This window comes from Agrobacterium sp. 22-3639C2, from assembly GCF_053522105.1.
This window is the reverse complement of sequence record NZ_JBNWDB010000008.1, coordinates 1-19,160: the sequence shown is the minus strand read 5'-3', so window position 1 is coordinate 19,160 and position 19,160 is coordinate 1. Positions and strand designations below refer to the sequence as shown.

Genomic DNA, 19,160 nt, shown 5'->3' with positions numbered 1-19,160 from the left:
GTCGGCTAGCAAGCTGCCGCCGCTCGGCTACGCCCTCGCGGTGATCGCGACCGGTTCCGGACACTGACGGGAGCCATCGAGCGGGAATGGCCCGCTCCAAAGATGGAGCCTTCAGATGAACACCGATCTTTCCCTTGCGCAGAACCATGCCTTCCAGCTTTCCCGCACCCTGATGGTTCCGGTCACGCTCTTTAGGTCCGGTAACGAGTTCGGCGTTCTGCCGAGCGACGAACTCGACGACGAAGACGATCTGGAGATCGTGCATGAATACGTTCCGGGCGGGTCTCATTGAGACCCTTCTCGCCTTTTTGGTGCCGCTTGCGAGCCGCAGGCGGCAAGGGAAGCTGCGCCGCTGCTGGCACCCCGGCGGCGGCGCAAGGTGCAGATTGTCATCTTGCCAGCCGCGCCCTTGCCTCCTTTGCTCTTCGCGGCGTCCGGAGCAGGCCCCGCAAGGTGTGGGGAAAAGAAACAGAAGGAAAGGCGGGCGCAAGGGTGCGTCGGGAAGAAAAATGGAAAAGAACGAACTGGAAAAACTGCGGGACCGCGTGCAATGCGCCGCGGTGCTGGAGCAGGCAGGGTTTGCCATCGACCTGAAGGAGAGCACCCGCAGGGCGGTCAAATTCCGCGGCGGCGGGGCCATAATCATCGTGATTCACGAGGGCAGGGGCTGGTTCGATCCGCTGTCCGATGCCAAGGGTGACGTGTTCGGTCTTGTCGAGCATCTCGACCGAGTGCCCTTTGTCGAAGCCCTCGACCATGTCGCATCGCTGGTCGACTTCGTCCCGAAGGAGCCGGTCTGGACCCACGCTGCGCGCGAGATCGATCTGCCGGCCGGAGTTTCAGAACGATGGACGAAGCGCCGCAAGCCGTGGCCGGGTTCGATGACCTGGCGCTATCTCTGCGAAGAACGCTGCGTTCCTGAAGCAACCATCCGCGCAGCGATCCGGCATGATCTCGTGCGCGAAGGTCCGCGCGGCAGTATGTGGGCCGCGCACCGTGACAGCGAGGGCGCCGTCACCGGCTGGGAGGAACGCGGGCCGGAATGGCGCGGCTTTTCGACCGGAGGCGCGAAAGTGTTGTTCAGGTTCGGCGCGATCCTTGCGCCGCGCGTTTGCGTGACGGAAGCTGCGATCGACGCCATGAGCCTTGCCGCGCTGGAGAGTAATCGTCGCGATAGCCTCTATGTCAGTACCGGCGGCGGCTGGGCTCCCGCCACCGATGCGGCGATCCGTTTGTTGGCGGCGCGGACGGGTATGTCGGTGGTCGCCGCCACTGACAATAACGCGCAGGGCGATATCTACGCTGATCGGTTGGAAGCAATTACCCGGGACGCTGACTGCGGCTTTGAGCGCCTTCGTCCCCACCACGAAGACTGGAACGAGGACCTTTGCGCTCAGCTGCGCGCGAATTCGAGGAGAGGCGCGATGTCGTGATTATCCGCGGCCTGCAGTGCCGCGACGTACCGCGTGCGCAGATCTCCCACGTCGCCCAGGCTCCCGCTACCCCAGCTGAAGGGCTCGGCGCCCAGTTTTTCCACGAGCAGATCGGCGGCCAGCCGCGCGTGACGTCCGTTGCCGTTCGGAAACGGATGGATGGCGACCAGGCGATGGTGGAAACGTATTGCGATCTCGTCCGGCGCGAATGTCTCATGCTCGACCCAATACCGAACGTCATCGAGCAGCGCCGTGAGTTCGACCGGAATTCGGTAGGCCTGGATGCCGATATTGCGCTCCGTCGTTCGGAAGCTGCCTGCCCATTGCCAGACCTCGCCGAACATGCGTCGGTGCAATGTACGCATGAAGTCTTCGGTCAGCATCCTGCCGACCGGCATGCGCCGTCGTCCGCGAGCCCAGGCTGCGCCCTCGACGATGTTTTCCTGTTCTGCCTCGTTGAGATCCTGCCTGTGGGTGATCCAGCTTTGAAGCAGGCCCTCGCGCTCCTGCGGCTCGAGAGGTGTTGCGTCCTCTGGTTCCTGGAAAAGGTCAGTCATTTTTCTGACCAGAGATCGCGCTCGGAAAGCTGGTCGCGAATATAGGTCTGGACGCGGGCCTCGAGATCGCCATCGTCCGTTCCCTGTGCCTCCAGACGCATCGTATGCGCGACCCGCTGGAGTTCGCGCATTGCGATCTTGCGCGCTCGCTCATCGACGGTGGCCTCGAGCGACGTATTCGGGACCAATGCGTAGACCAGCGTGCAGTCGAGCGCCTCTGCCGCACGCCGCAAGGTGTTGAGCTGGATCGTTCCGGATGCCTCCGACTTCTCGATCGCTTCGACGGTCTGGGGCCGGATTCCCATCCGCGAGCCGAGCTGCGACCCCGTCATGCCAAGCGCGTCGCGCAACGCCCGGACCCATCCTTTCGGAGGTGCCCTGAAGCCTTCCGCCGGCTGCAGTCCGCAAAGACGCTCGTCAAGCCTCTTGCGTGCTCGTTTCCTTGCATCGTCCTTCATCGTTTATCTTTCCTCCGCCGCTCGTCATCAGACAACAGGCTGATTGCTGCGCTCAATCTATCAGGTTACAACCTGATAATCAATTCCGTTTGATCAGCCCAAAGTATGATAGGACAAGCGATTGAACCAGCCTGTAAGCTGATTTCATCTGAATGAAATAGCAAGGAGGGGAAGGAAGGAGGGGAAGGGGAAGGGGAAGGGGAAGGGGAACGCCGGTTGCCGCATGCCCGCCAGCCGCGTCAAGGGTAAAGCTTCGCCCGCTGCGCGGCCCTTGACCCGTCCGGACGGAGAGGCGGCGCCAAGGAGGGGTCAGGAAGGGCTGAAGAGGATGGCGACATCGCGAGGATGAGCCGCGTGTCTTTCCCGACGAGGCTGAAAGGAGCCCGCCCATGACTGTCTCTCCGATCCGAAAAGTCCTTGAAGGCATTGCCGATCGCCGGCAGATGTTCCGCATGTTCGACCGCCACGCGCAACGCCCGAACCGTTGGGAGGGTGACGACAGCGCACTTTATCGAGGCGAATGGTTCGAAGTTGCCCAGGCGCAACACGATTACATGTTCGAGATCCTGCCACCGCTGTTCATGCGGGGCGACATGTTCGCCATGCGCGAGTTCCTTACCGACAGCATCACCAGCATCTTTTTCACGCTGAAGATCGACGACCGGATGCGGTATTTCCATGCCTATTGCGACCTCGCTGGCAAGGGTTCGCCCGAACGGATGCGCGATGCGATCATCGAGCGCGAAACCCGGCCCGTTCGGGCAATGACGCGCGAGGAACGCCTGGACCACATCTGGTCGAGCACCCATGATGACTATCGCGGCTATGCCGGCGAGCGCTGGCCGGAACACGACCACGGCAAGCGGACCGTGCTGTTCTACGGCGGACGCCAGGGCACCGTCCTGAAGCTGCTCGACGACCTCACGGATGCGCAGATCGCATCGAAGCTGCCGGTGCACCTGCGCTACCTCCCTGACGCGATCGCGGCGTAACGGGAGGCGGCGATGTTCACCTTTTCCGTGACGGACATCCACGTCGTCATGATGCGCGGACGCCTAGACGCGCACCTCAATGGCGGCTTCCGCAATCCCCACTACGGCATGTTTCCGGGCCGCGATGAGAAGCCCGGTCTTTGGCTGGTCGGCGACGAGAGCGTGTACCTCATGTCCAACGGCAAGCTCGCAGAGGGGCAACGTCCGTTTGTCGTCTATGCCGAAGAGTGCGATCCGAAGTCGAACCCCGACTACTGGCACTACAAGCGCCAGCATTTCGGCGGCGATGACGGGATCGAGTTTCTCGACGGTGCCATGCTCGTGAAGCTAATCGCTGCCAGCCCCGCCTGCACGCATCTGAGGATCGCCTTCCACGGGGATTCGATGCAACTCACCGTGATCGCGCGAGACTAGCGATCCGCAGACGCTCGCCGTCCCGCGGCCGTCCAGCCCACCCAGTTCTCTTCATCCCCGCACGTCGTCAGCCGACTGGAACCTTCCAGGGGGGTGGCGACGCGCGCCTTCACCCAAGGAGATTCCAGCATGTCACATGACGATCCCTTCACCATCGATCTTTTCGGCAACACCGGGCTTTCGTCGGGCCTTGGCCTTGGCGTGACGGCCTTCGCCAGCAACTTCGAGCCCGACGATGATCCCGATCCTACAACTCCAGCGCCGGCCTTGCCGATCGCCGCGGTCGTGCGGCCGTCGTCCCCGGCGGGCCGTGCCCGTGGTCTGAACTTCCATCTCGCCGATGACCGTGGTCTCGCCCGCAGCTGGAAGGACCGTGCGCGCGACAATATTGCCGCGATCCGGCTCGCGGCCGAGATCGAGGCGGACGAACGTCCTGCGACGCGCGAGGAACAGGAGATGCTGATCCGCTTCACCGGCTTCGGCGCGTCCGATCTTGCCAACGGCGTCTTCCGCCGTCCCGGCGAGCTCGAATTCCGCAAGGGCTGGGACGACATCGGTTCCGATCTCGAGGATGCGGTCGGCGAGACCGACTATGCCTCGCTTGCCCGCTGCACCCAGTATGCCCATTTCACCCCGGAGTTCATCGTCCGGGCGATCTGGTCTGGCCTTCAGCGTCTCGGATGGCGCGGCGGCCGGGTGCTGGAGCCGGGGATCGGCACGGGCCTGTTTCCGGCGCTGATGCCGGAAGCGCTTCGTGATCTGTCGCACGTCACCGGCGTCGAGCTCGATCCCGTAACGGCACGCATCGTACGGCTTTTGCAGCCGCGAGCGCGGATCCTCACCGGAGATTTTGCGCGCACGGAGTTGCCGGCGAGCTTTGACCTTGCCATCGGCAATCCGCCTTTCTCGGACCGGACCGTCCGTTCCGACCGCGCCTATCGCTCGCTCGGGCTGCGATTGCACGACTATTTCATTGCCCGGTCGATCGACCTGTTGAAGCCCGGGGCTTTCGCAGCCTTTGTTACCAGCTCCGGCACGATGGACAAGGCGGATTCCTCGGCGCGCGAGCATATTGCCAAGACGGCGGACCTGATTGCCGCCATCCGCCTGCCGGAAGGCAGCTTCCGGGCCGACGCGGGAACCGACGTCGTCGTGGACATCCTCTTCTTCCGTAAACGCAAGGTCGCCGAGCCCGAGGGCGATCTTTCTTGGCTCGACACGGACGAAATCCGGCCCGCCACGGAGGATGAGGGCGCCATACGTGTCAACAGGTGGTTCGCCCAGCATCCGGAATTCGTGCTCGGTACCCACGCGTTGACCGCCGGTCCTTTCGGCGAGACCTATACATGCCTTCCGCGTGACAGCGAGGATCTCGCCGCGGCGCTGTCGGCCGCCGTCCATCTTCTTCCGGAAGGCCGCTATGACGGCGAGCCCACCGCGATCGATCTCGATCTTGAGGGCGCGACCGAAGATATTCCTGCCGATCTTCCGTCCGGCCAGCATGTCCGCGAAGGCAGCTTCTTCTTCCACAACGCCCGAGGCCTCATGCAGGTGATCGATGGCCAGCCGGTCACTATTACGGTCCGAAAGGGCCGCAGCGCGGACGGTATCCCGGAGAAGCACGTCCGGATCATCAGGAAGCTGATCCCGGTCCGTGACGCGGTACGTCAGGTGCTGAAGGCCCAGGAGCTGGACCAACCCTGGAAGGATCTGCAGGTCAAGCTGCGCATTGCCTGGTCGAGCTTCGTGCGCGACTTCGGCCCGATCAACCACACCACGGTCTCGATCAACGAGGATCCGGAGACAGGCGAGACGCGCGAGAGCCATCGCCGGCCTAATCTCCAGCCGTTCGCAGACGATCCCGATTGCTGGCTGGTCGCCTCGATCGAGGACTATGACCTCGAAAACGATACGGCAAGGCCCGGGCCGATCTTCACCGACCGTGTCATCTCGCCGCCCGCGCCGCCGGTGATCACCAGTGCGGCGGATGCGCTCGCCGTGGTGCTCAACGAACGTGGGCACGTCGATCTCGACCATATCGCGGAACTTCTGCACCGTAATCCCGAAGACGTCGTCACTGAGCTTGGCAGCGCGATCTTCCGCGACCCCGCCGACGGGTCCTGGCAGATGGCCGACGCCTATCTGTCCGGTCATGTCCGCGAGAAGCTCAAGGTCGCGGAAGCTGCGGCCGCGCTCGAGCCCGCCTATGAGCGCAACGTCTCGGCGCTCACTGCCGTCCAGCCGGTCGATCTGCGCCCGTCGGACATCACCGCGCGCCTCGGCGCTCCGTGGATACCGGCTGGAGATGTCGTCGCCTTCGTCAAGGAGACGATGGGAACCGATATCCGGATCCATCACATGCCCGAACTGGCGTCATGGACCGTCGAGGCCCGCCAGCTTTCCTACCTCGCCGCCGGAACATCCGAATGGGGAACGGACCGCCGCCATGCCGGCGAACTGCTGTCCGATGCCCTGAACAGCCGGGTGCCGCAGATCTTCGATACGATCAGGGACGGCGACAGCGAAAAGCGGGTTCTCAACGTCGTCGATACCGAAGCGGCCAAGGAAAAGCTTCACAAGATCAAGCAGGCCTTCCAGCGCTGGATATGGTCCGATCCCGATCGCACCGACCGGCTGGCACGCGTCTATAACGACCGCTTCAACAACATCGCGCCGCGAAAGTTCAACGGCGATCATCTCAAACTTCCAGGCGCCTCAGGCGCCTTTGTTCTCTACGGGCATCAGAAACGCGGGATCTGGAGGATCATCTCGGCCGGCTCGACCTATCTCGCCCATGCCGTCGGCGCCGGCAAGACCATGACGATGGCAGCAAGCATCATGGAGCAGCGGCGTCTCGGCCTGGTCGCCAAGGCGATGCAGGTCGTGCCGGGGCATTGCCTTGCGCAGGCCGCGCGCGAGTTCCTGGCGCTCTATCCCACGGCTCGCATCCTCGTTGCGGACGAGACAAATTTTTCGAAGGACAAGCGCGCCCGGTTCCTGTCGCGCGCGGCGACGGCAACCTGGGATGCGATCATCATCACGCATTCCGCCTTCAGGTTCATCGGTGTGCCGGCGGTGTTTGAACAACAGATGATCCACGACGAACTGGAGCTCTACGAAACCCTACTCCTAAAGGTCGAGGATGAGGACCGCGTCTCTCGCAAGCGCCTCGAGCGCCTGAAGGAAGGGCTGCAGGAGCGGCTCGAAGCGCTTTCCACCCGCAAGGACGATCTCCTCACCATCGCCGAGATCGGCGTCGACCAGATCATCGTCGACGAGGCGCAGGAGTTCAGAAAGCTCAGCTTCGCAACCAATATGTCGACGTTGAAGGGCGTCGATCCGAACGGCTCGCAGCGGGCCTGGGATCTCTATGTGAAATCCCGTTTCATCGAGACGATCAATCCCGGCCGGGCGCTTGTCCTCGCTTCGGGCACGCCGATCACAAATACGCTCGGCGAAATGTTCTCTGTCCAGCGGTTGATGGGCCACCCGGCGCTGATGGAGCGCGGCCTGCACGAGTTCGACGCCTGGGCGTCAACCTTCGGCGACACCACCACCGAGCTGGAGCTTCAGCCTTCCGGCAAGTACAAGCCGGTCTCCCGCTTCGCGAGCTTCGTCAACGTGCCAGAACTGATCGCGATGTTCCGCAGCTTCGCGGATGTCGTGATGCCGGCGGACTTGCGCGAGTATGTAAAGGTGCCGGCGGTCTCGACCGGCAGGCGCCAGATCGTCACGTCGAAGCCAACACAGGCGTTCAAGCACTACCAGATGGTGCTGGCCGAGCGCATCAAGGCGATCGAGGAGCGCGACCGGCCGCCCGAACCCGGCGACGACATCCTGCTTTCCGTCATCACCGATGGCCGGCATGCGGCGATCGACCTGCGCCTCGTGGATGCCGACAATGACAATGAGGCGGACAACAAGCTCAACAGTCTCATCTCGAATGCCTTCAATATCTGGAAGGCGACCGAGGGCAGCACCTATCTCCGCCATGATGGCAAGCCGTTCGAACTGCCAGGTGCTGCGCAGATGATCTTTTCCGATCTGGGCACCATCAGCGTCGAGAAGACCAGAGGCTTTTCCGCCTATCGCTGGATTCGTGACGAACTGATCCGCTTAGGCGTGCCGGCATCGGAGATCGCCTTCATGCAGGACTTCAAGAAATCGGAGGCGAAGCAGCGGCTGTTTGGCGACGTCCGGGCAGGCAGGGTCCGGTTCCTGATCGGCTCGTCGGAGACGATGGGGACCGGCGTCAATGCGCAACTGCGGCTAAAGGCACTCCATCATCTCGACGTGCCCTGGCTCCCTTCCCAGATCGAGCAGCGCGAGGGCCGCATCGTGCGCCAGGGTAACCAGCATGACGAGGTCGATATCTTCGCCTACGCCACCGAAGGCAGCCTCGATGCCACGATGTGGCAGAATAATGAGCGCAAGGCCCGGTTCATCGCGGCGGCCCTTTCCGGTGATACCTCCATCCGGCGTCTCGAAGATCTCGGCGAGGGGCAGGCGAACCAGTTCGCCATGGCCAAGGCGATCGCCTCGGGCGACCAGCGCCTGATGCAGAAGGCGGGGTTGGAGGCCGACATCGCGCGGCTGGAACGCCTGCGCGCGGCACACATTGACGACCAGCACGCCGTTCGCCGCCAGCTTCGCGACGCCGAACGCGATATCGAGTATGCCACGCGGCGGATCGCAGAGGTTGGCCAGGATATCGAGCGTCTGCTTTCGACCGCTGGCGCCGCCTTCTCGATGACGGTCATGGGCAAGGTCTATGCCGAGCGCAAGGAGGCCGGTCGTGCCTTGATGAAGGAGATCCTGACCCAGGTACAACTCCAGCAGGACGACGAGACGGTGATCGCGTCGATCGGCGGCTTCGATTTGGAATATCGCGGCGAACGCTTCGGCCATGACAATTATCGCTACACCACCATGCTGATGCGCACCGGCGCGGATTTCGAGATCGATCTGCCCGTGACGGTCACGCCGCTCGGTGCCGTCTCCCGCCTCGAGCACGCGCTTGATGATTTCGAGGGTGAACGCGAGCGCAATCGCCAGCGCCTTGCTGACGCCCGCCGCAGGCTCGCGTCATACCAGACGCGCGACGATGGCGGCGACTTTGCCTTCGCCGGCGAGCTGGCCGAGAAACGCTTGCAGCTTGCGGAGGTGGAGGCTTCACTGGCCGCGGATGTTGAGGGCGCGGCACCGCCAATGGCGGCGTAAAATTTTAACAGTGAGACAAAATCGCCGGCGTTGAATTTTCATGGGAGTTTCTATCGCGCAAGTGAAAGTCTCGCGACAGTCCGACCTTGATCGCCCTATGCGTTTTCCTCGTTTCTTTGAAGTCGCTCTCCCCAATCCCGCATCGCTATCAGGACGGGAGCAAGGGAAATGCCCGACGCGGTGAGTTCATATTCCACCTTCGGCGGCACCTCCGGGTAAACAATCCGGTTGATGACCCCATCCGCTTCCAGCTCGCGCAATTGTAAGGTCATCATGCGGGGGGTAGCGGCCGGTACGAGGCGACAAAGCGCATTGAAGCGCAGCTTTCCTTCCAGGAGGTGAAACAGGATAACCGGCTTCCAGATGCCGCCGATGACCGACAGGGTTGCCTCGACCGCGCACCCCGTCTTGTCGGCGCGGCGGCGTGTGCGCTTAATGGGGATACTATCATTCATGATACTACATGCGTAATTTGTGTGTACTTCATAGATATGACTTGTATCCCTATGGTGGATCTCTCAAAAGGAGATATCTCACATGCACCGATACATTCTGACCGGAAACGAAACCCGCCGTCTCAAGCTCACGCAAGGCGACGTGCGCCAGCCCGAAAAAGGCGAGGTTGCCGTAGACGTGCGATCTGCTTCGCTGAACTACCGGGACCTGGTTATTGCCAGGAACTTCAAGGACGTTGTTCCGCTCTCGGACGGCGCGGGCGTCGTAGCAGCTGTTGGCGAAGGCGTGGAAGACTGGAAGGTCGGCGATCGCGTCGTAATCGGCTTCATGCCCGGATGGGTGGAAGGCCCGATCACCCCCGCGAAGAAGGCCACAAGTCTCGGCGGCCAGACGATGGACGGCGTGCTGACGGAACGTATCGTTGTTCCATCGAACAGTATCGTGCGCATTCCCGATGCCATGACGTTCGAGGAGGCCGCGACCTTACCATGCGCCGGGGTGACCGCATTTTCGGCCCTGTTCGAGCGTCGGCCCTTGCAGCCAGGTGAAACGGTCCTCCTGCTCGGAACTGGTGGCGTTTCGATCTTCGCCCTTCAACTCGCAAAACTGGCGGGCGCCCGTGTCATCATCACCTCCAGTTCCGACGAAAAGCTTGAGCGTGCCCGCGCGCTCGGGGCGGATGAAATGATCAACTATCGCCGCACAACGGCCTGGGAGGACGAAGTGCTGCGTCTGACGGACGGTGTCGGTGCTGACCTGGCGGTGGATGTGGCAGGCCCCGCGACGCTCAGTCAAACGCTCAAGGCCACCCGGTTCGATGGGCGTATTTCACTCATGGGCGTGCTGACCGGCTTTGACGGTCATATCGATACAGGGGCGATTCTGGAAAAGAGGATCACGCTGCAAGGGATCTATGTCGGTCCGGTCGCGACACTCGCCGCCTTGGTGAGAACCGGCATCAAGCCGCAAGTCGATCAGGTCTTCCCGTTCGCCGAAGCCGAAGCTGCCTATAATGCACTTCGTGATGCAGGACACTTCGGCAAACTGGTCGTGAACATCGCGTAAAAACACCAGCACCCGCAGAAGGCTCAAAGCGCCTACCGCATATCTCAGGTCGATTTTCTGTATCCGGTCTTCGCAAATCGCGACCGATTATTTTGAATTTATATAATCGCTCTCCTGAAATGAGAAAATAGGGAAAGGGGGAAGCTTGCTCGCAGATCGGGCAGGCCGCTGACGCTTGCGCTCAACCGCGCCACTCGCGATCCCGGCCCGTCGCCCTGCGCAGGGCTGTCAGCCCTGCTTGACCAGCCGGGCAGGGATGCTCAGCCGCAGTTGCACCGGCCCGTCCGCTCCGCGGTCTGGGAAGTGTCTTCGGAAAGAACTGAAGACGAAAAAGGGGCTGGCAAGGCGCCGGCTCAGCAATCCCCGAAGGAGCCAATCTCATGCAAATCCTTAAACTCGACCCCCGCGGGCTGAAGGACAATCCCGACGATGCGCGCCGCTCGAAATCGTCCCCACAAGCCGATGCACTGCTGCTGGCTACGGTGAAGGCTGTCGGCATTATCCAACCTCCAGTGGTCTCACCCGAAACCGATGGCGGCAACGGCTATATCATCCAAGCAGGCCATCGCCGTGTCCGGCAGGCCATCGCCGCTGGCCTTGAGGAAATCGAGGTGATCGTCCGCGAGGCTGCCAACGACAATGGCGCCATGCGCTCAATGGTCGAAAATATCGCGAGAGAGCCTCTTGGCGCCGTCGACCAATGGCGTGGCATCGAACGTCTCGTCGCTCTCGGCTGGACCGAGGAAGCGATCGGTATCGCGCTCGCCCTGCCGGTCCGGCAAATCAGGAAGCTTCGGCTTCTGGCCAACGTGCTGCCGGCCATGCTCGACCATATGGCGCTCGGCGATATCCCCAACGAGCAGCAGCTGCGCACCATCGCGGCCGCTTCGCTCGACGAGCAGAGGGAGGTGTGGAAGGCGAACAAGGCCAAGAAGACCGAGCGGGCGGACTGGTACAACATCTCCCGGTCTCTTTCAAAGACGCGCATGTTTGCCAAGGATGCGAGCTTCGGCGACGATCTTGCCAGCGCCTACGGAATCGAATGGGTCGAGGATCTGTTTGCACCAGCTGACCAGGACAGCCGATACACCACTAACGTGGAAGCGTTTCTCGGCGCCCAGCAGGAATGGATGACGACGACGCTTCCGAAGCAGGGGTCGATCGTCGAGGTCAACAACTGGGGCCAGCCGGAGCTGCCCAAAAAGGCGGAACGCGTCTACGGCAAGCCTTCGAAATCCGACCACGTCGCCATGTATCTCGACCGTGACGGCAAGGTGCAGTCGGTCGCCTTCCGCATGCCCGAGGACAAGAAGAAGGGCAAAGGCGGCGCGGCGACCGCGGGCGGTCTAGCCGAAGCCGATGATGCAATCGTCGACACGCCAAAGCCGCGCCCGGATGTGACCCAGAAGGGGCAGGACATGATCGGCGACTTCCGCACCGACGCCCTGCATGAGGCGCTTGGACGCGCCCCGATCGAGGACGACATGCTGATGGCCCTGCTCGTGCTTGCATTCGCCGGCCTGAACGTCCGCGTGGATTCCGGCGCGACCGATACCGTGTTCGGGTCGAAGCGCTTCAAGCGCCACGCCGCCCGGCTGATCGGCGAAGACGGCAGGCTCGCCTTCGACGTGGAGACACTGCGCGTGGCCGCGCGTTCGATGCTGATCGATGTGCTGTCGTGCCGGCGGGGTATGTCCAACAGCGGGGTGATCTCCAGGATCGCAGGTCACGCGATCGGCGCCGACAACTTCCTGCCGAACATGGGCGCGGAGGACTTTCTGCTGTGCCTGTCTCGCCAGGCGATGGAAGCAGCGGCGAAGGAGGCGAACGTGCTTGCGCGCCAGAAGGTGCGGGAGACTCGTGCGGCTCTCGTTGATCATTTCAGGCAAGAGCGCTTCGTTCACACGACCGCACTCTTCGCGCCCGATCCGCAGGACATCGTGGATCTCATCAAGAGTGGCGAGGTTCTCGATGCCGACGACAGCGCGGAAGAAGCAGACGTCGATGAGTCCGACCTTGATAGAGAAGAGGGCCTCGCCACCCCCGAAGACGAGGCCGACCTTCCAGACAGCGCCGACGATGCTCCCGAAGCCGTCGATCCTGACGAAGAGCAGGATGCTTACGGGATCGCCGCGGAGTAGCCGCGTCCCTCCTTCTCCTTCCGAATGATTGTGCGCCGCCGGTGATTTCCACTGGCGGCGGCTTCGTTTCCAACTCTAAAGATCAAGGAGATCAACATGTCCGCACATCTCGCATTCCTGGCGCCGATCGGCACCGTTCTGGCGTGGTCCAACGGCCAGCCGCGCCCGCCGGAGCGCCATCGCAAAAAGCTCTCCGCGTGGAAGACCAACAACAGCAGAGGCCGGCTGATACGCAAGCAGGACGAGCGCGGCGCCGGCAACATCAGCCTGCCGCCCAGCTTCACGCTCCACGAAGGCGACTATGGCAGCGGCGGTGTTATTGCGATCCGCGTCCACCGCACATTTTCGCTGGAAACCAGCCTGATGTTCACCATCGTCGAACGTCCGGCGGTCGGCAGTTACCGTGTCTTCGACCGCCCTGGCGACAGCGCCGAGCTCGTCCATCTCGCGGCGAGCCGGCAGGCTGCCGAGGAATGGCTGACCACCCATGGCTATCCGTTCGCCGTTCTCGAGGACGTCACGGCGGATGAGATCGCCGCCGATGTTGTGGAAGGGAGGGCTGCCGCATGATCGATCTTCCCAACACGAACATGCCCGACTGCACCCCCGGATTTCCGGGGGTTTTCTTTGGTCTGTCCTGCGAAGGGTTCCCCGTCGCCCGCGTCGGCGATCACGCCTTTGCCATGCTGCCAGGTCAGGCCGGGCGGCATTATCTGGCCACCGGCTGGAAGATTGGACGTCCGCTTCCCGAGTGGCGACGGGGAGACTTCTACGGTCATTGCGGCGAACTCGCCGATGAGGCGGCTTTTAGTGCACACGTCCTCGAACAGGCCGAACATCAGCGCGAAATACAGGCGCTCGGACGTCGGAATACCGCCCCCCATGTGCATACGCCATGGGGTTCGGCCCAGCACTCGACAACCTATGCCGAGGGGATCGAATTCCACTCCACTGCAAGCCACGGCGGCTTCAGGCTCTCGGCCGACCGAAACCGCGCGGTCCATCCGCTGCTCCGGGCGGACGACGGGTTCTACGAGGAGGATTGCGCTTGGGCTGCCGTGGCGCACACCTTCCCTGAACTGTTCACCAGCTTCGAGAAGCGTTGCGCCAGCGAGACGCTAAAGGATTGGGAGCCCGATGCGTGGGAGGCGATTTTTGCGACTGTGCTTGCTCACGGCGAATCTCATGTGAAGGATCGCCGCGCGTTCGAGCTCGAGCACGCCAGCGACTGGATCGTGATCTCGGCACTTCGATCGGATCATCATCCAGGCATGACCGAGGTAATCGCCACGCGCGCAGGCAGGCGCGATCATGGCGGCGAGGAACGGCGATTTCTCGTGCCGTCACCCGAATACGAAGCGGGCCGTTTCGGCTTCATCATCGATGAAGCGCGCCACGCAGCCTACGACGGTCCATCAAGCTTTGCCTCATGGACGAGGAGGACGGCGGCATGAACCGGTCCATCGATCGACAGGCGGAATTGCGGCGCATGGAAGAAGCGTGCCGGCAGACGCGGCATCAGCTCGACATGATCGACCGCCAGATCATTCGCAGGATGACCGCGCTGATCCCATCGCTTGGACGGCGCAAATACGGATATCGCCGCGTCAGGCCTCCTGAACCCGAAGCCTTCCTCACCCGCTACCGCTCCAATCTTGCGGCGATCACCGCGCAGCGCCAGCCAGAGATCGATGCTCTGGCGCGCAAGCTTATGCGGCAGCAGTCCGCGATTGCGGCATTGCAGGAGACGATACCATGAAGCGCCATGAACCGCTTCCGTCCCTCACGGATCAGGAGGTAAAGGCGCTTCAGCATTACGCAGCGAGGCACGGCCGATCATGGAAGCGCATCCTCAACACCGTCTGGATGGGCGAAGCGCGCTGCGATGACGGCCAGATCCTTCGCAAGCTGCGCAACACGCACGGCCCGACCTGGCTGGACCGCTATCGGCTGCCGAAACCTTGAGCAATCGGCACAGCCCTGATCAACGCTTGCGCACGAACTCGGTGCGCAGGACCAGGCCTTTGATTGCATCATGCCGGCAGTCAATCTCTTCCGGATCGTCTGTCAGCCGGATCGAGCGGATGACCGTGCCCTGCTTCAAGGTCTGGCCGGCGCCTTTGACCTTCAGGTCCTTGAGCAGCACGACGGAGTCGCCATCGGCCAGCACGTTGCCGGAGGCGTCGCGCACTTCTGCGGCTTTTGCTTTTTCGGCGGAAATCTCGGATGCCGGACGCCATTCTCCGGTTGCTTCGTCATAGACATAATCGTCGCCGCTATGATCGCTCATCTGCGGTGTTCCTTTCGCGAATACTGTTGGTCGGTCGTAACGCCAGATGCGCGTCTATCGGGGAAAGGCGGGGCAAGCAAATCAGAGTGATCTGACAGGCACATCGGGCATATCGGCGATCCATTCTGGCGACGTGGAGCACCAGTGACGTCAGCATGGAAAGACCAGCTTGCAGGTGCGGGCCTGGCGCGCATTTTGCATGACCTCCTTTCCGGCTTCGGCATCCGGGATCAGCCCCTTGGCCGTTCTGTCCTTCGGTTTCGTGGCGGTCTGAACCAGCGCCCGTCCGGTTCAAGGCCGCTGTCGCGCCGCGGGACGGCCGGTCATGCCGCTCTCGACAAAACAGGAACGCGGGCTTCGCAGAACCGTGGGTTCCGCTTGCCCGCCCACCTGCTTCGCTCGATCAGGCCTGCCCGGACCCTGAACCGCCCGGCTTGCGCCGGTTCTTTTCGACCGCACCGAAGGACAGAACGGCCAAGGGGCCGATCGCTTCGGGCAAACCGAAAAGGAAACCATCATGGCAAAGCCCGCAACCTCTTCACGTCAAGCTTCTCGCCCTGCCGCCCGTGTCGTGCAGCTCCGCAAGGGCGCCACGATCGAAATGGTCCGCCTAACATGCCCCGATGAAGCGCAGGCGCTCCGGATCGCCGAAAGCTTCGGAACGGCCATCCTCGACAGCGACGGCATCCGCGACATGCACGAGCGCCTTATCGTCGAAACCGCGACTGGCCTCTCCGAGGGCCTCGGCGAACGGGCGATGCAGATCCATCTCCAGCGCATCGTCGGCGCCTATGTCGGATCGGCCCATGGCGCTGGCCAGTTCTACAGCAAGGCCGTCACCGAAGCACGCGATGCGACCGCCAAGGGTGCGTCGGACGCTCGCGACGAGGATATCGATGGCCCGGTCGGTTACGACAGCGCCGCCCAGCGCAAGCGCGAGTTCGCAGCCGACATGGGTATTCAGGCCCACGCGCTCCGCCTGGCAGCTGAAGGCGCCGTCGCAGCCTACGAACAGATTGTCGGCGAAGCGTGGAAGCCTTTCGATCGGCCGGTCGACAATCCCGGCCAGACGCTCGACCGCAAGGCGGCCGCAGCGCAGATGGACGCTCTTGGCTGAGACGTCTCCGGCGGAGCATCCAGCTCCGCCTTCGTCGGGACGAGGCCGTCTCACTCCGAGGCGGCCATTTTTTGTGTCGCCGTTGGAGTAAAGCTCAATGGGGAAACAGAGGAAAGACGAAGAGACGCGGGGCGACATCGCTGCCCCGTCCCGTTCGTCGGTCCTGCAGGATCCGGCGGCAAGCCGCAACGGCTGCGCCGTCCTCCACTGGCGTTCCGGCCGTTCCGGTGCGCCTTCCCCCTGATCGCTCCTGCTTTCGGCCCTCCGCGACGGGGCCGCGATGGGCGCGGCCTCCTGAAACGGAGGTTTGGAAATGAGCAGGAAAACAGCAAACACGCGGACCGATATCTATGCACGCATCACCGACAGGATCGTCGCCGATCTGGAAAAGGGCGTGCGCCCATGGGTGCAGCCGTGGAGTGCGGCCAATCTATCGGGCCGGGTGAGCCGGCCGCTTCGTCACAACGGACAAGCTTACACCGGCCTCAATGTTCTGCTTCTGTGGTCGGAGAGCGTCGCCAGTGGTTTCATGTCGTCAACATGGATGACGCTGCGCCAGGCAAACGAACTCGGCGCTCACGTGCGCAAGGGCGAGAGCGGCGCGACCGTCGTCTATGCCAGCCGCTTCACCAAAACCGAGACGGACGCGGGCGGCGGAGAGGTCGAGCGCAATATTCCCTTCCTGAAGGCCTATACAGTTTTCAATTGCGATCAAATCGATGGCCTTGCAGATCATTATTACAGTCGCCCCGAACCGATCGCGAAACCGCTCGAGCGTATCGAGCATGCCGATCGCTTCTTCGATAACACGGGCGCTGTCGTCCGTTACGGCGGCGACAAGGCCTATTATTCTCCTGCCTCCGACCACATCCAGCTGCCGCGGCCCGAACAGTTCCGGGACATGGCCTCTTTCGTTGCGACGAGAGCGCACGAAACCTTGCATTGGGCGGGCGGTCCCGCCCGACTGAACAGGGACCTGAGCCGCTACCACAAGGATCGCCGTGAGAGGGCGTTCGAAGAGATGCTGGTGGAGCTTGGGGCAGCGATGATCTGCGCCGATCTGGGTATCGTGCCAGAGTTGGAGCCTCGGCCGGATCATGCCGCCTATATCCAGAGTTGGGCCGAAATCCTCGGATCCGACAAGCGGGCGATCTTCAATGCGGCGGCGCATGCGCAGCGCGCTGTCGCCTATCTGCACGACCTTCAGCCGCAGGCAGCTTCCGGAAAGGAGGCGGCCTGATGCTCCAGGTGTCGAACTTTACCGGGGATGGCGCGTCCTCCCCGATCCGGCTGCGGGCGCTTTCGCTCGGCGCCGGCGTCCAGTCCACCACCATGGCGTTGATGGCAGCGCATGGTGAGATCGGGCCGATGCCCGATTGCGCGATCTTCGCCGATACTGGTTGGGAGCCAAAAGCCGTCTACGATCATCTTGAATGGTTGATGTCGCCGAATGTCGTTCCGTTCCCGATCCATGTCGTCTCGGCCGGCAATATTCGCGACAATCTCATGGACGCCGCTGCCGGCAAACGGTGGGCTTCGATTCCGGCTTTTGCAAAAACCGTGACGCCAGCCGGGAGCGCACGACCGGTTCTCGATGAGGACGACGACGGCGAACTCGTCCAGATCGGTTCCCGCGCGACATCGCGCGAGACCGTATCGATCGGCATGATGCGCAGGGCCTGCACTGCGGATTACAAGATCGTGCCGATCCGGAGGAAGGTCCGGGAATTGTTGGGCCTCACGCGCAAGCGATCACCTGATCATCCCGTCGCGGAGCAGTGGATTGGCATTTCGACAGACGAGGCCAGCCGGATCAAACCCTCGTTCGAGGACTGGCAGATCAATCGTTGGCCGTTGATCGAACAACGCATGAGCAGGCGCGATTGCCTGGCCTGGTTGCGCCGTCATGATTATCCGACGCCCCCGAAATCGGCCTGCATCGGATGCCCGTTTCACGATAACGGACGCTGGCGCCACATGCGTGATCATGATCCGGAAGCCTGGGCAGACGCGGTGAAAGTCGATCGAGCGCTGCGGACCGGCATTCGACGCATCCGTGGCGAAGTTTATCTTCATCGCTCATGTGTTCCTCTTGACGAAGCCGACCTGTCGACGGCCGCCGATCATGGCCAACTCGATCTCTGGCCCATCGAATGCGAAGGCATGTGTGGCGTCTAGGGCAGCCTTCCGGCGCTGCGGTAACGGCTGACCGCTCCATTTGGAGCGGAAGAGGCACCGCCATATGGTGGAACTCTGCCGTGAAAGACGCCGGCCCAGTCAGTTTCTGAAGTGGGGGACACGTTCCATGCCGACCAGCCGTTGCGGTGTGGGGCGCTGAGGGCAAGGGGGATCGCAGCATAGCGGAGGCCCTTGCCGGTTGGGAGGAGACACCATCCAGTCGAAGATGGCTCTGATGTCGAACGGTCGGTAATGCAGACGCACCCATCGGCGATGGCGTCGAAGGGAACGGCAGGTCCGCAGCCGTGACGTGGTGTGAGCATGGTCCCGAAAACGATTGTGCCAGCGGCGTGCTGGTGGTGAGTTCAACGATTGGTCTCGCGGCATGTCGTGGTCGATCCGGTTCGGACAGGCCACACCCACGCAGACCTCGATGAATCTGTTGTGACCGAAGGACGCCTTCGTCTCGATCGCCTTGGCCGCAACGGCCATACGCAACTTTCTTCCCCTGCGAACAGGTTCGCATTCCTCGCGGGCCAAGAAAGCCGCTCCCGGCCGTCCTCCACTTCGTTCCGGCCGCCAGCGGTGCGGCGTCGATCGCCGTCGGTCTTAACACCGTCATCGAGGACGCGATGGGCGCGGCCCGAGCAAACCGGAAAAGGAACACGACAATGGCAGTCATCGGCGAATTCACCACCAACGGCAACAACTCCATCATCGGCAACGTGCGCACGCTCACCGTCAGCATGAAGGCCCGCCTGAACCCCATCGAGCGCGTCTCGCGCGACGCTCCGGACTTCCGCATCACCGCCGGCAACGGCGTCGAGGTCGGCGCGGGT

20 protein-coding genes are annotated in these 19,160 nt (G+C 62.6%); 16 read left to right on the top strand and 4 right to left on the bottom strand.

The genetic code is table 11. The annotated features are described in order from the left end of the window. The first annotated feature begins 115 nt into the window (after positions 1-115). Positions 116-292 (top strand): hypothetical protein, encoded by a 177-nt coding sequence (locus ACQZ6D_RS26310; protein WP_045024681.1) that lies wholly within the window; start codon positions 116-118, stop codon positions 290-292. Between the two features lie 217 nt (positions 293-509). Next, on the top strand, positions 510-1,433 hold the full coding sequence (locus ACQZ6D_RS26305; protein ID WP_045231739.1) for a DUF3991 and toprim domain-containing protein: 924 nt from the start codon (positions 510-512) through the stop codon (positions 1,431-1,433). Here ACQZ6D_RS26305 and ACQZ6D_RS26300 read toward each other — a convergent pair. Both ACQZ6D_RS26300 and ACQZ6D_RS26295 read right to left on the bottom strand, forming a co-directional pair. After that, positions 1,394-1,990 carry a mobile mystery protein B gene (locus ACQZ6D_RS26300; protein ID WP_045231738.1) on the bottom strand — a complete coding sequence of 199 codons (597 nt, stop codon included), beginning with the start codon at positions 1,988-1,990 and terminating at the stop codon, positions 1,394-1,396. The genes ACQZ6D_RS26305 and ACQZ6D_RS26300 overlap by 40 nt on opposite strands. After that, the gene (locus tag ACQZ6D_RS26295) at positions 1,987-2,448 is read right to left on the bottom strand and encodes a mobile mystery protein A (RefSeq protein WP_045231737.1); all 462 of its coding nucleotides are present in this window, start codon (positions 2,446-2,448) and stop codon (positions 1,987-1,989) included. Before ACQZ6D_RS26295 ends, ACQZ6D_RS26300 begins: the two co-directional genes overlap by 4 nt. Before the next feature lie 389 nt (positions 2,449-2,837). Here ACQZ6D_RS26295 and ACQZ6D_RS26290 point away from each other — a divergent pair, with 389 nt between their 5' ends. From ACQZ6D_RS26290 to ACQZ6D_RS26280, 3 genes are all read left to right on the top strand, one after another. Next, positions 2,838-3,440, top strand: a complete 603-nt coding sequence (locus ACQZ6D_RS26290; protein WP_045231736.1) for a DUF1419 domain-containing protein — start codon at positions 2,838-2,840, stop codon at positions 3,438-3,440. 12 nt (positions 3,441-3,452) lie between these two features. After that, complete coding sequence (locus tag ACQZ6D_RS26285) at positions 3,453-3,854, top strand: DUF3085 domain-containing protein (RefSeq protein WP_045024671.1); 402 nt, start codon at positions 3,453-3,455, stop codon at positions 3,852-3,854. Between the two features lie 129 nt (positions 3,855-3,983). Further along, on the top strand, positions 3,984-9,074 hold the full coding sequence (locus tag ACQZ6D_RS26280; RefSeq protein ID WP_045231735.1) for an Eco57I restriction-modification methylase domain-containing protein: 5,091 nt from the start codon (positions 3,984-3,986) through the stop codon (positions 9,072-9,074). A gap of 95 nt (positions 9,075-9,169) precedes the next feature. Here the strand turns inward: ACQZ6D_RS26280 and ACQZ6D_RS26275 are convergent, their stop codons facing one another. Next, positions 9,170-9,529, bottom strand: coding sequence for a winged helix-turn-helix transcriptional regulator (locus ACQZ6D_RS26275; protein WP_045231734.1), 360 nt, complete (start codon positions 9,527-9,529; stop codon positions 9,170-9,172). Between the two features lie 82 nt (positions 9,530-9,611). On the opposite strand from ACQZ6D_RS26275, the gene ACQZ6D_RS26270 reads away from it, so the two are divergent. The 6 genes from ACQZ6D_RS26270 (at position 9,612) to ACQZ6D_RS26245 (ending at position 14,701) form a co-directional block, all read left to right on the top strand. After that, positions 9,612-10,595 carry a zinc-dependent alcohol dehydrogenase family protein gene (locus ACQZ6D_RS26270; protein WP_045231733.1) on the top strand — a complete coding sequence of 328 codons (984 nt, stop codon included), beginning with the start codon at positions 9,612-9,614 and terminating at the stop codon, positions 10,593-10,595. 380 nt (positions 10,596-10,975) lie between these two features. Continuing rightward, positions 10,976-12,736: a ParB N-terminal domain-containing protein gene (locus ACQZ6D_RS26265; protein WP_045231732.1), complete on the top strand. Its 1,761-nt coding sequence runs from the start codon at positions 10,976-10,978 to the stop codon at positions 12,734-12,736. Positions 12,737-12,832: 96 nt separating this feature from the next. Further along, complete coding sequence (locus tag ACQZ6D_RS26260) at positions 12,833-13,306, top strand: hypothetical protein (RefSeq protein WP_045231731.1); 474 nt, start codon at positions 12,833-12,835, stop codon at positions 13,304-13,306. Continuing rightward, complete coding sequence (locus ACQZ6D_RS26255) at positions 13,303-14,190, top strand: DUF7007 domain-containing protein (RefSeq protein ID WP_045231730.1); 888 nt, start codon at positions 13,303-13,305, stop codon at positions 14,188-14,190. Before ACQZ6D_RS26260 ends, ACQZ6D_RS26255 begins: the two co-directional genes overlap by 4 nt. Beyond that, complete coding sequence (locus ACQZ6D_RS26250; RefSeq protein ID WP_045231764.1) at positions 14,187-14,495, top strand: hypothetical protein; 309 nt, start codon at positions 14,187-14,189, stop codon at positions 14,493-14,495. Before ACQZ6D_RS26255 ends, ACQZ6D_RS26250 begins: the two co-directional genes overlap by 4 nt. Continuing rightward, positions 14,492-14,701: a hypothetical protein gene (locus tag ACQZ6D_RS26245; RefSeq protein WP_045231729.1), complete on the top strand. Its 210-nt coding sequence runs from the start codon at positions 14,492-14,494 to the stop codon at positions 14,699-14,701. The genes ACQZ6D_RS26250 and ACQZ6D_RS26245 overlap by 4 nt, the downstream gene beginning before the upstream one ends. A 19-nt stretch (positions 14,702-14,720) precedes the next feature. On the opposite strand, the gene ACQZ6D_RS26240 is transcribed toward ACQZ6D_RS26245, so the two are convergent. Continuing rightward, positions 14,721-15,026 carry an alkylphosphonate utilization protein gene (locus ACQZ6D_RS26240; RefSeq protein WP_045024867.1) on the bottom strand — a complete coding sequence of 102 codons (306 nt, stop codon included), beginning with the start codon at positions 15,024-15,026 and terminating at the stop codon, positions 14,721-14,723. A gap of 517 nt (positions 15,027-15,543) precedes the next feature. Between ACQZ6D_RS26240 and ACQZ6D_RS26235 the strand changes: the two genes are divergently transcribed. The 5 genes from ACQZ6D_RS26235 to ACQZ6D_RS26215 form a co-directional block, all read left to right on the top strand. Next, positions 15,544-16,143, top strand: coding sequence for a hypothetical protein (locus ACQZ6D_RS26235; RefSeq protein WP_045231728.1), 600 nt, complete (start codon positions 15,544-15,546; stop codon positions 16,141-16,143). Positions 16,144-16,240: 97 nt separating this feature from the next. After that, positions 16,241-16,387 (top strand): hypothetical protein, encoded by a 147-nt coding sequence (locus ACQZ6D_RS26230; protein WP_158006698.1) that lies wholly within the window; start codon positions 16,241-16,243, stop codon positions 16,385-16,387. Positions 16,388-16,456: 69 nt separating this feature from the next. After that, positions 16,457-17,383, top strand: coding sequence for an ArdC family protein (locus ACQZ6D_RS26225; RefSeq protein WP_045231727.1), 927 nt, complete (start codon positions 16,457-16,459; stop codon positions 17,381-17,383). Next, a complete protein-coding gene (locus ACQZ6D_RS26220) occupies positions 17,383-18,321 on the top strand; it encodes a hypothetical protein (RefSeq protein WP_045231726.1) in 939 nt (312 codons plus the stop codon). Before ACQZ6D_RS26225 ends, ACQZ6D_RS26220 begins: the two co-directional genes overlap by 1 nt. 671 nt (positions 18,322-18,992) lie before the next feature. After that, positions 18,993-19,160: DUF736 family protein (locus ACQZ6D_RS26215; RefSeq protein WP_174046813.1), on the top strand; the 168-nt coding region annotated here is incomplete at its 3' end.

Excerpts from the sequence above, each read along its gene's own strand:
- ACQZ6D_RS26310 (WP_045024681.1), top strand. The coding sequence starts at position 116 with ATGAACACCGATCTTTCCCTTGCGCAGAACCATGCCTTCCAGCTTTCC.
- ACQZ6D_RS26305 (WP_045231739.1), top strand. The coding sequence starts at position 510 with ATGGAAAAGAACGAACTGGAAAAACTGCGGGACCGCGTGCAATGCGCC.
- ACQZ6D_RS26300 (WP_045231738.1), bottom strand. The coding sequence starts at position 1,990 with ATGACTGACCTTTTCCAGGAACCAGAGGACGCAACACCTCTCGAGCCG.
- ACQZ6D_RS26295 (WP_045231737.1), bottom strand. The coding sequence starts at position 2,448 with ATGAAGGACGATGCAAGGAAACGAGCACGCAAGAGGCTTGACGAGCGT.
- ACQZ6D_RS26290 (WP_045231736.1), top strand. The coding sequence starts at position 2,838 with ATGACTGTCTCTCCGATCCGAAAAGTCCTTGAAGGCATTGCCGATCGC.
- ACQZ6D_RS26285 (WP_045024671.1), top strand. The coding sequence starts at position 3,453 with ATGTTCACCTTTTCCGTGACGGACATCCACGTCGTCATGATGCGCGGA.
- ACQZ6D_RS26280 (WP_045231735.1), top strand. The coding sequence starts at position 3,984 with ATGTCACATGACGATCCCTTCACCATCGATCTTTTCGGCAACACCGGG.
- ACQZ6D_RS26275 (WP_045231734.1), bottom strand. The coding sequence starts at position 9,529 with ATGAATGATAGTATCCCCATTAAGCGCACACGCCGCCGCGCCGACAAG.
- ACQZ6D_RS26270 (WP_045231733.1), top strand. The coding sequence starts at position 9,612 with ATGCACCGATACATTCTGACCGGAAACGAAACCCGCCGTCTCAAGCTC.
- ACQZ6D_RS26265 (WP_045231732.1), top strand. The coding sequence starts at position 10,976 with ATGCAAATCCTTAAACTCGACCCCCGCGGGCTGAAGGACAATCCCGAC.
- ACQZ6D_RS26260 (WP_045231731.1), top strand. The coding sequence starts at position 12,833 with ATGTCCGCACATCTCGCATTCCTGGCGCCGATCGGCACCGTTCTGGCG.
- ACQZ6D_RS26255 (WP_045231730.1), top strand. The coding sequence starts at position 13,303 with ATGATCGATCTTCCCAACACGAACATGCCCGACTGCACCCCCGGATTT.
- ACQZ6D_RS26250 (WP_045231764.1), top strand. The coding sequence starts at position 14,187 with ATGAACCGGTCCATCGATCGACAGGCGGAATTGCGGCGCATGGAAGAA.
- ACQZ6D_RS26245 (WP_045231729.1), top strand. The coding sequence starts at position 14,492 with ATGAAGCGCCATGAACCGCTTCCGTCCCTCACGGATCAGGAGGTAAAG.
- ACQZ6D_RS26240 (WP_045024867.1), bottom strand. The coding sequence starts at position 15,026 with ATGAGCGATCATAGCGGCGACGATTATGTCTATGACGAAGCAACCGGA.
- ACQZ6D_RS26235 (WP_045231728.1), top strand. The coding sequence starts at position 15,544 with ATGGCAAAGCCCGCAACCTCTTCACGTCAAGCTTCTCGCCCTGCCGCC.
- ACQZ6D_RS26230 (WP_158006698.1), top strand. The coding sequence starts at position 16,241 with ATGGGGAAACAGAGGAAAGACGAAGAGACGCGGGGCGACATCGCTGCC.
- ACQZ6D_RS26225 (WP_045231727.1), top strand. The coding sequence starts at position 16,457 with ATGAGCAGGAAAACAGCAAACACGCGGACCGATATCTATGCACGCATC.
- ACQZ6D_RS26220 (WP_045231726.1), top strand. The coding sequence starts at position 17,383 with ATGCTCCAGGTGTCGAACTTTACCGGGGATGGCGCGTCCTCCCCGATC.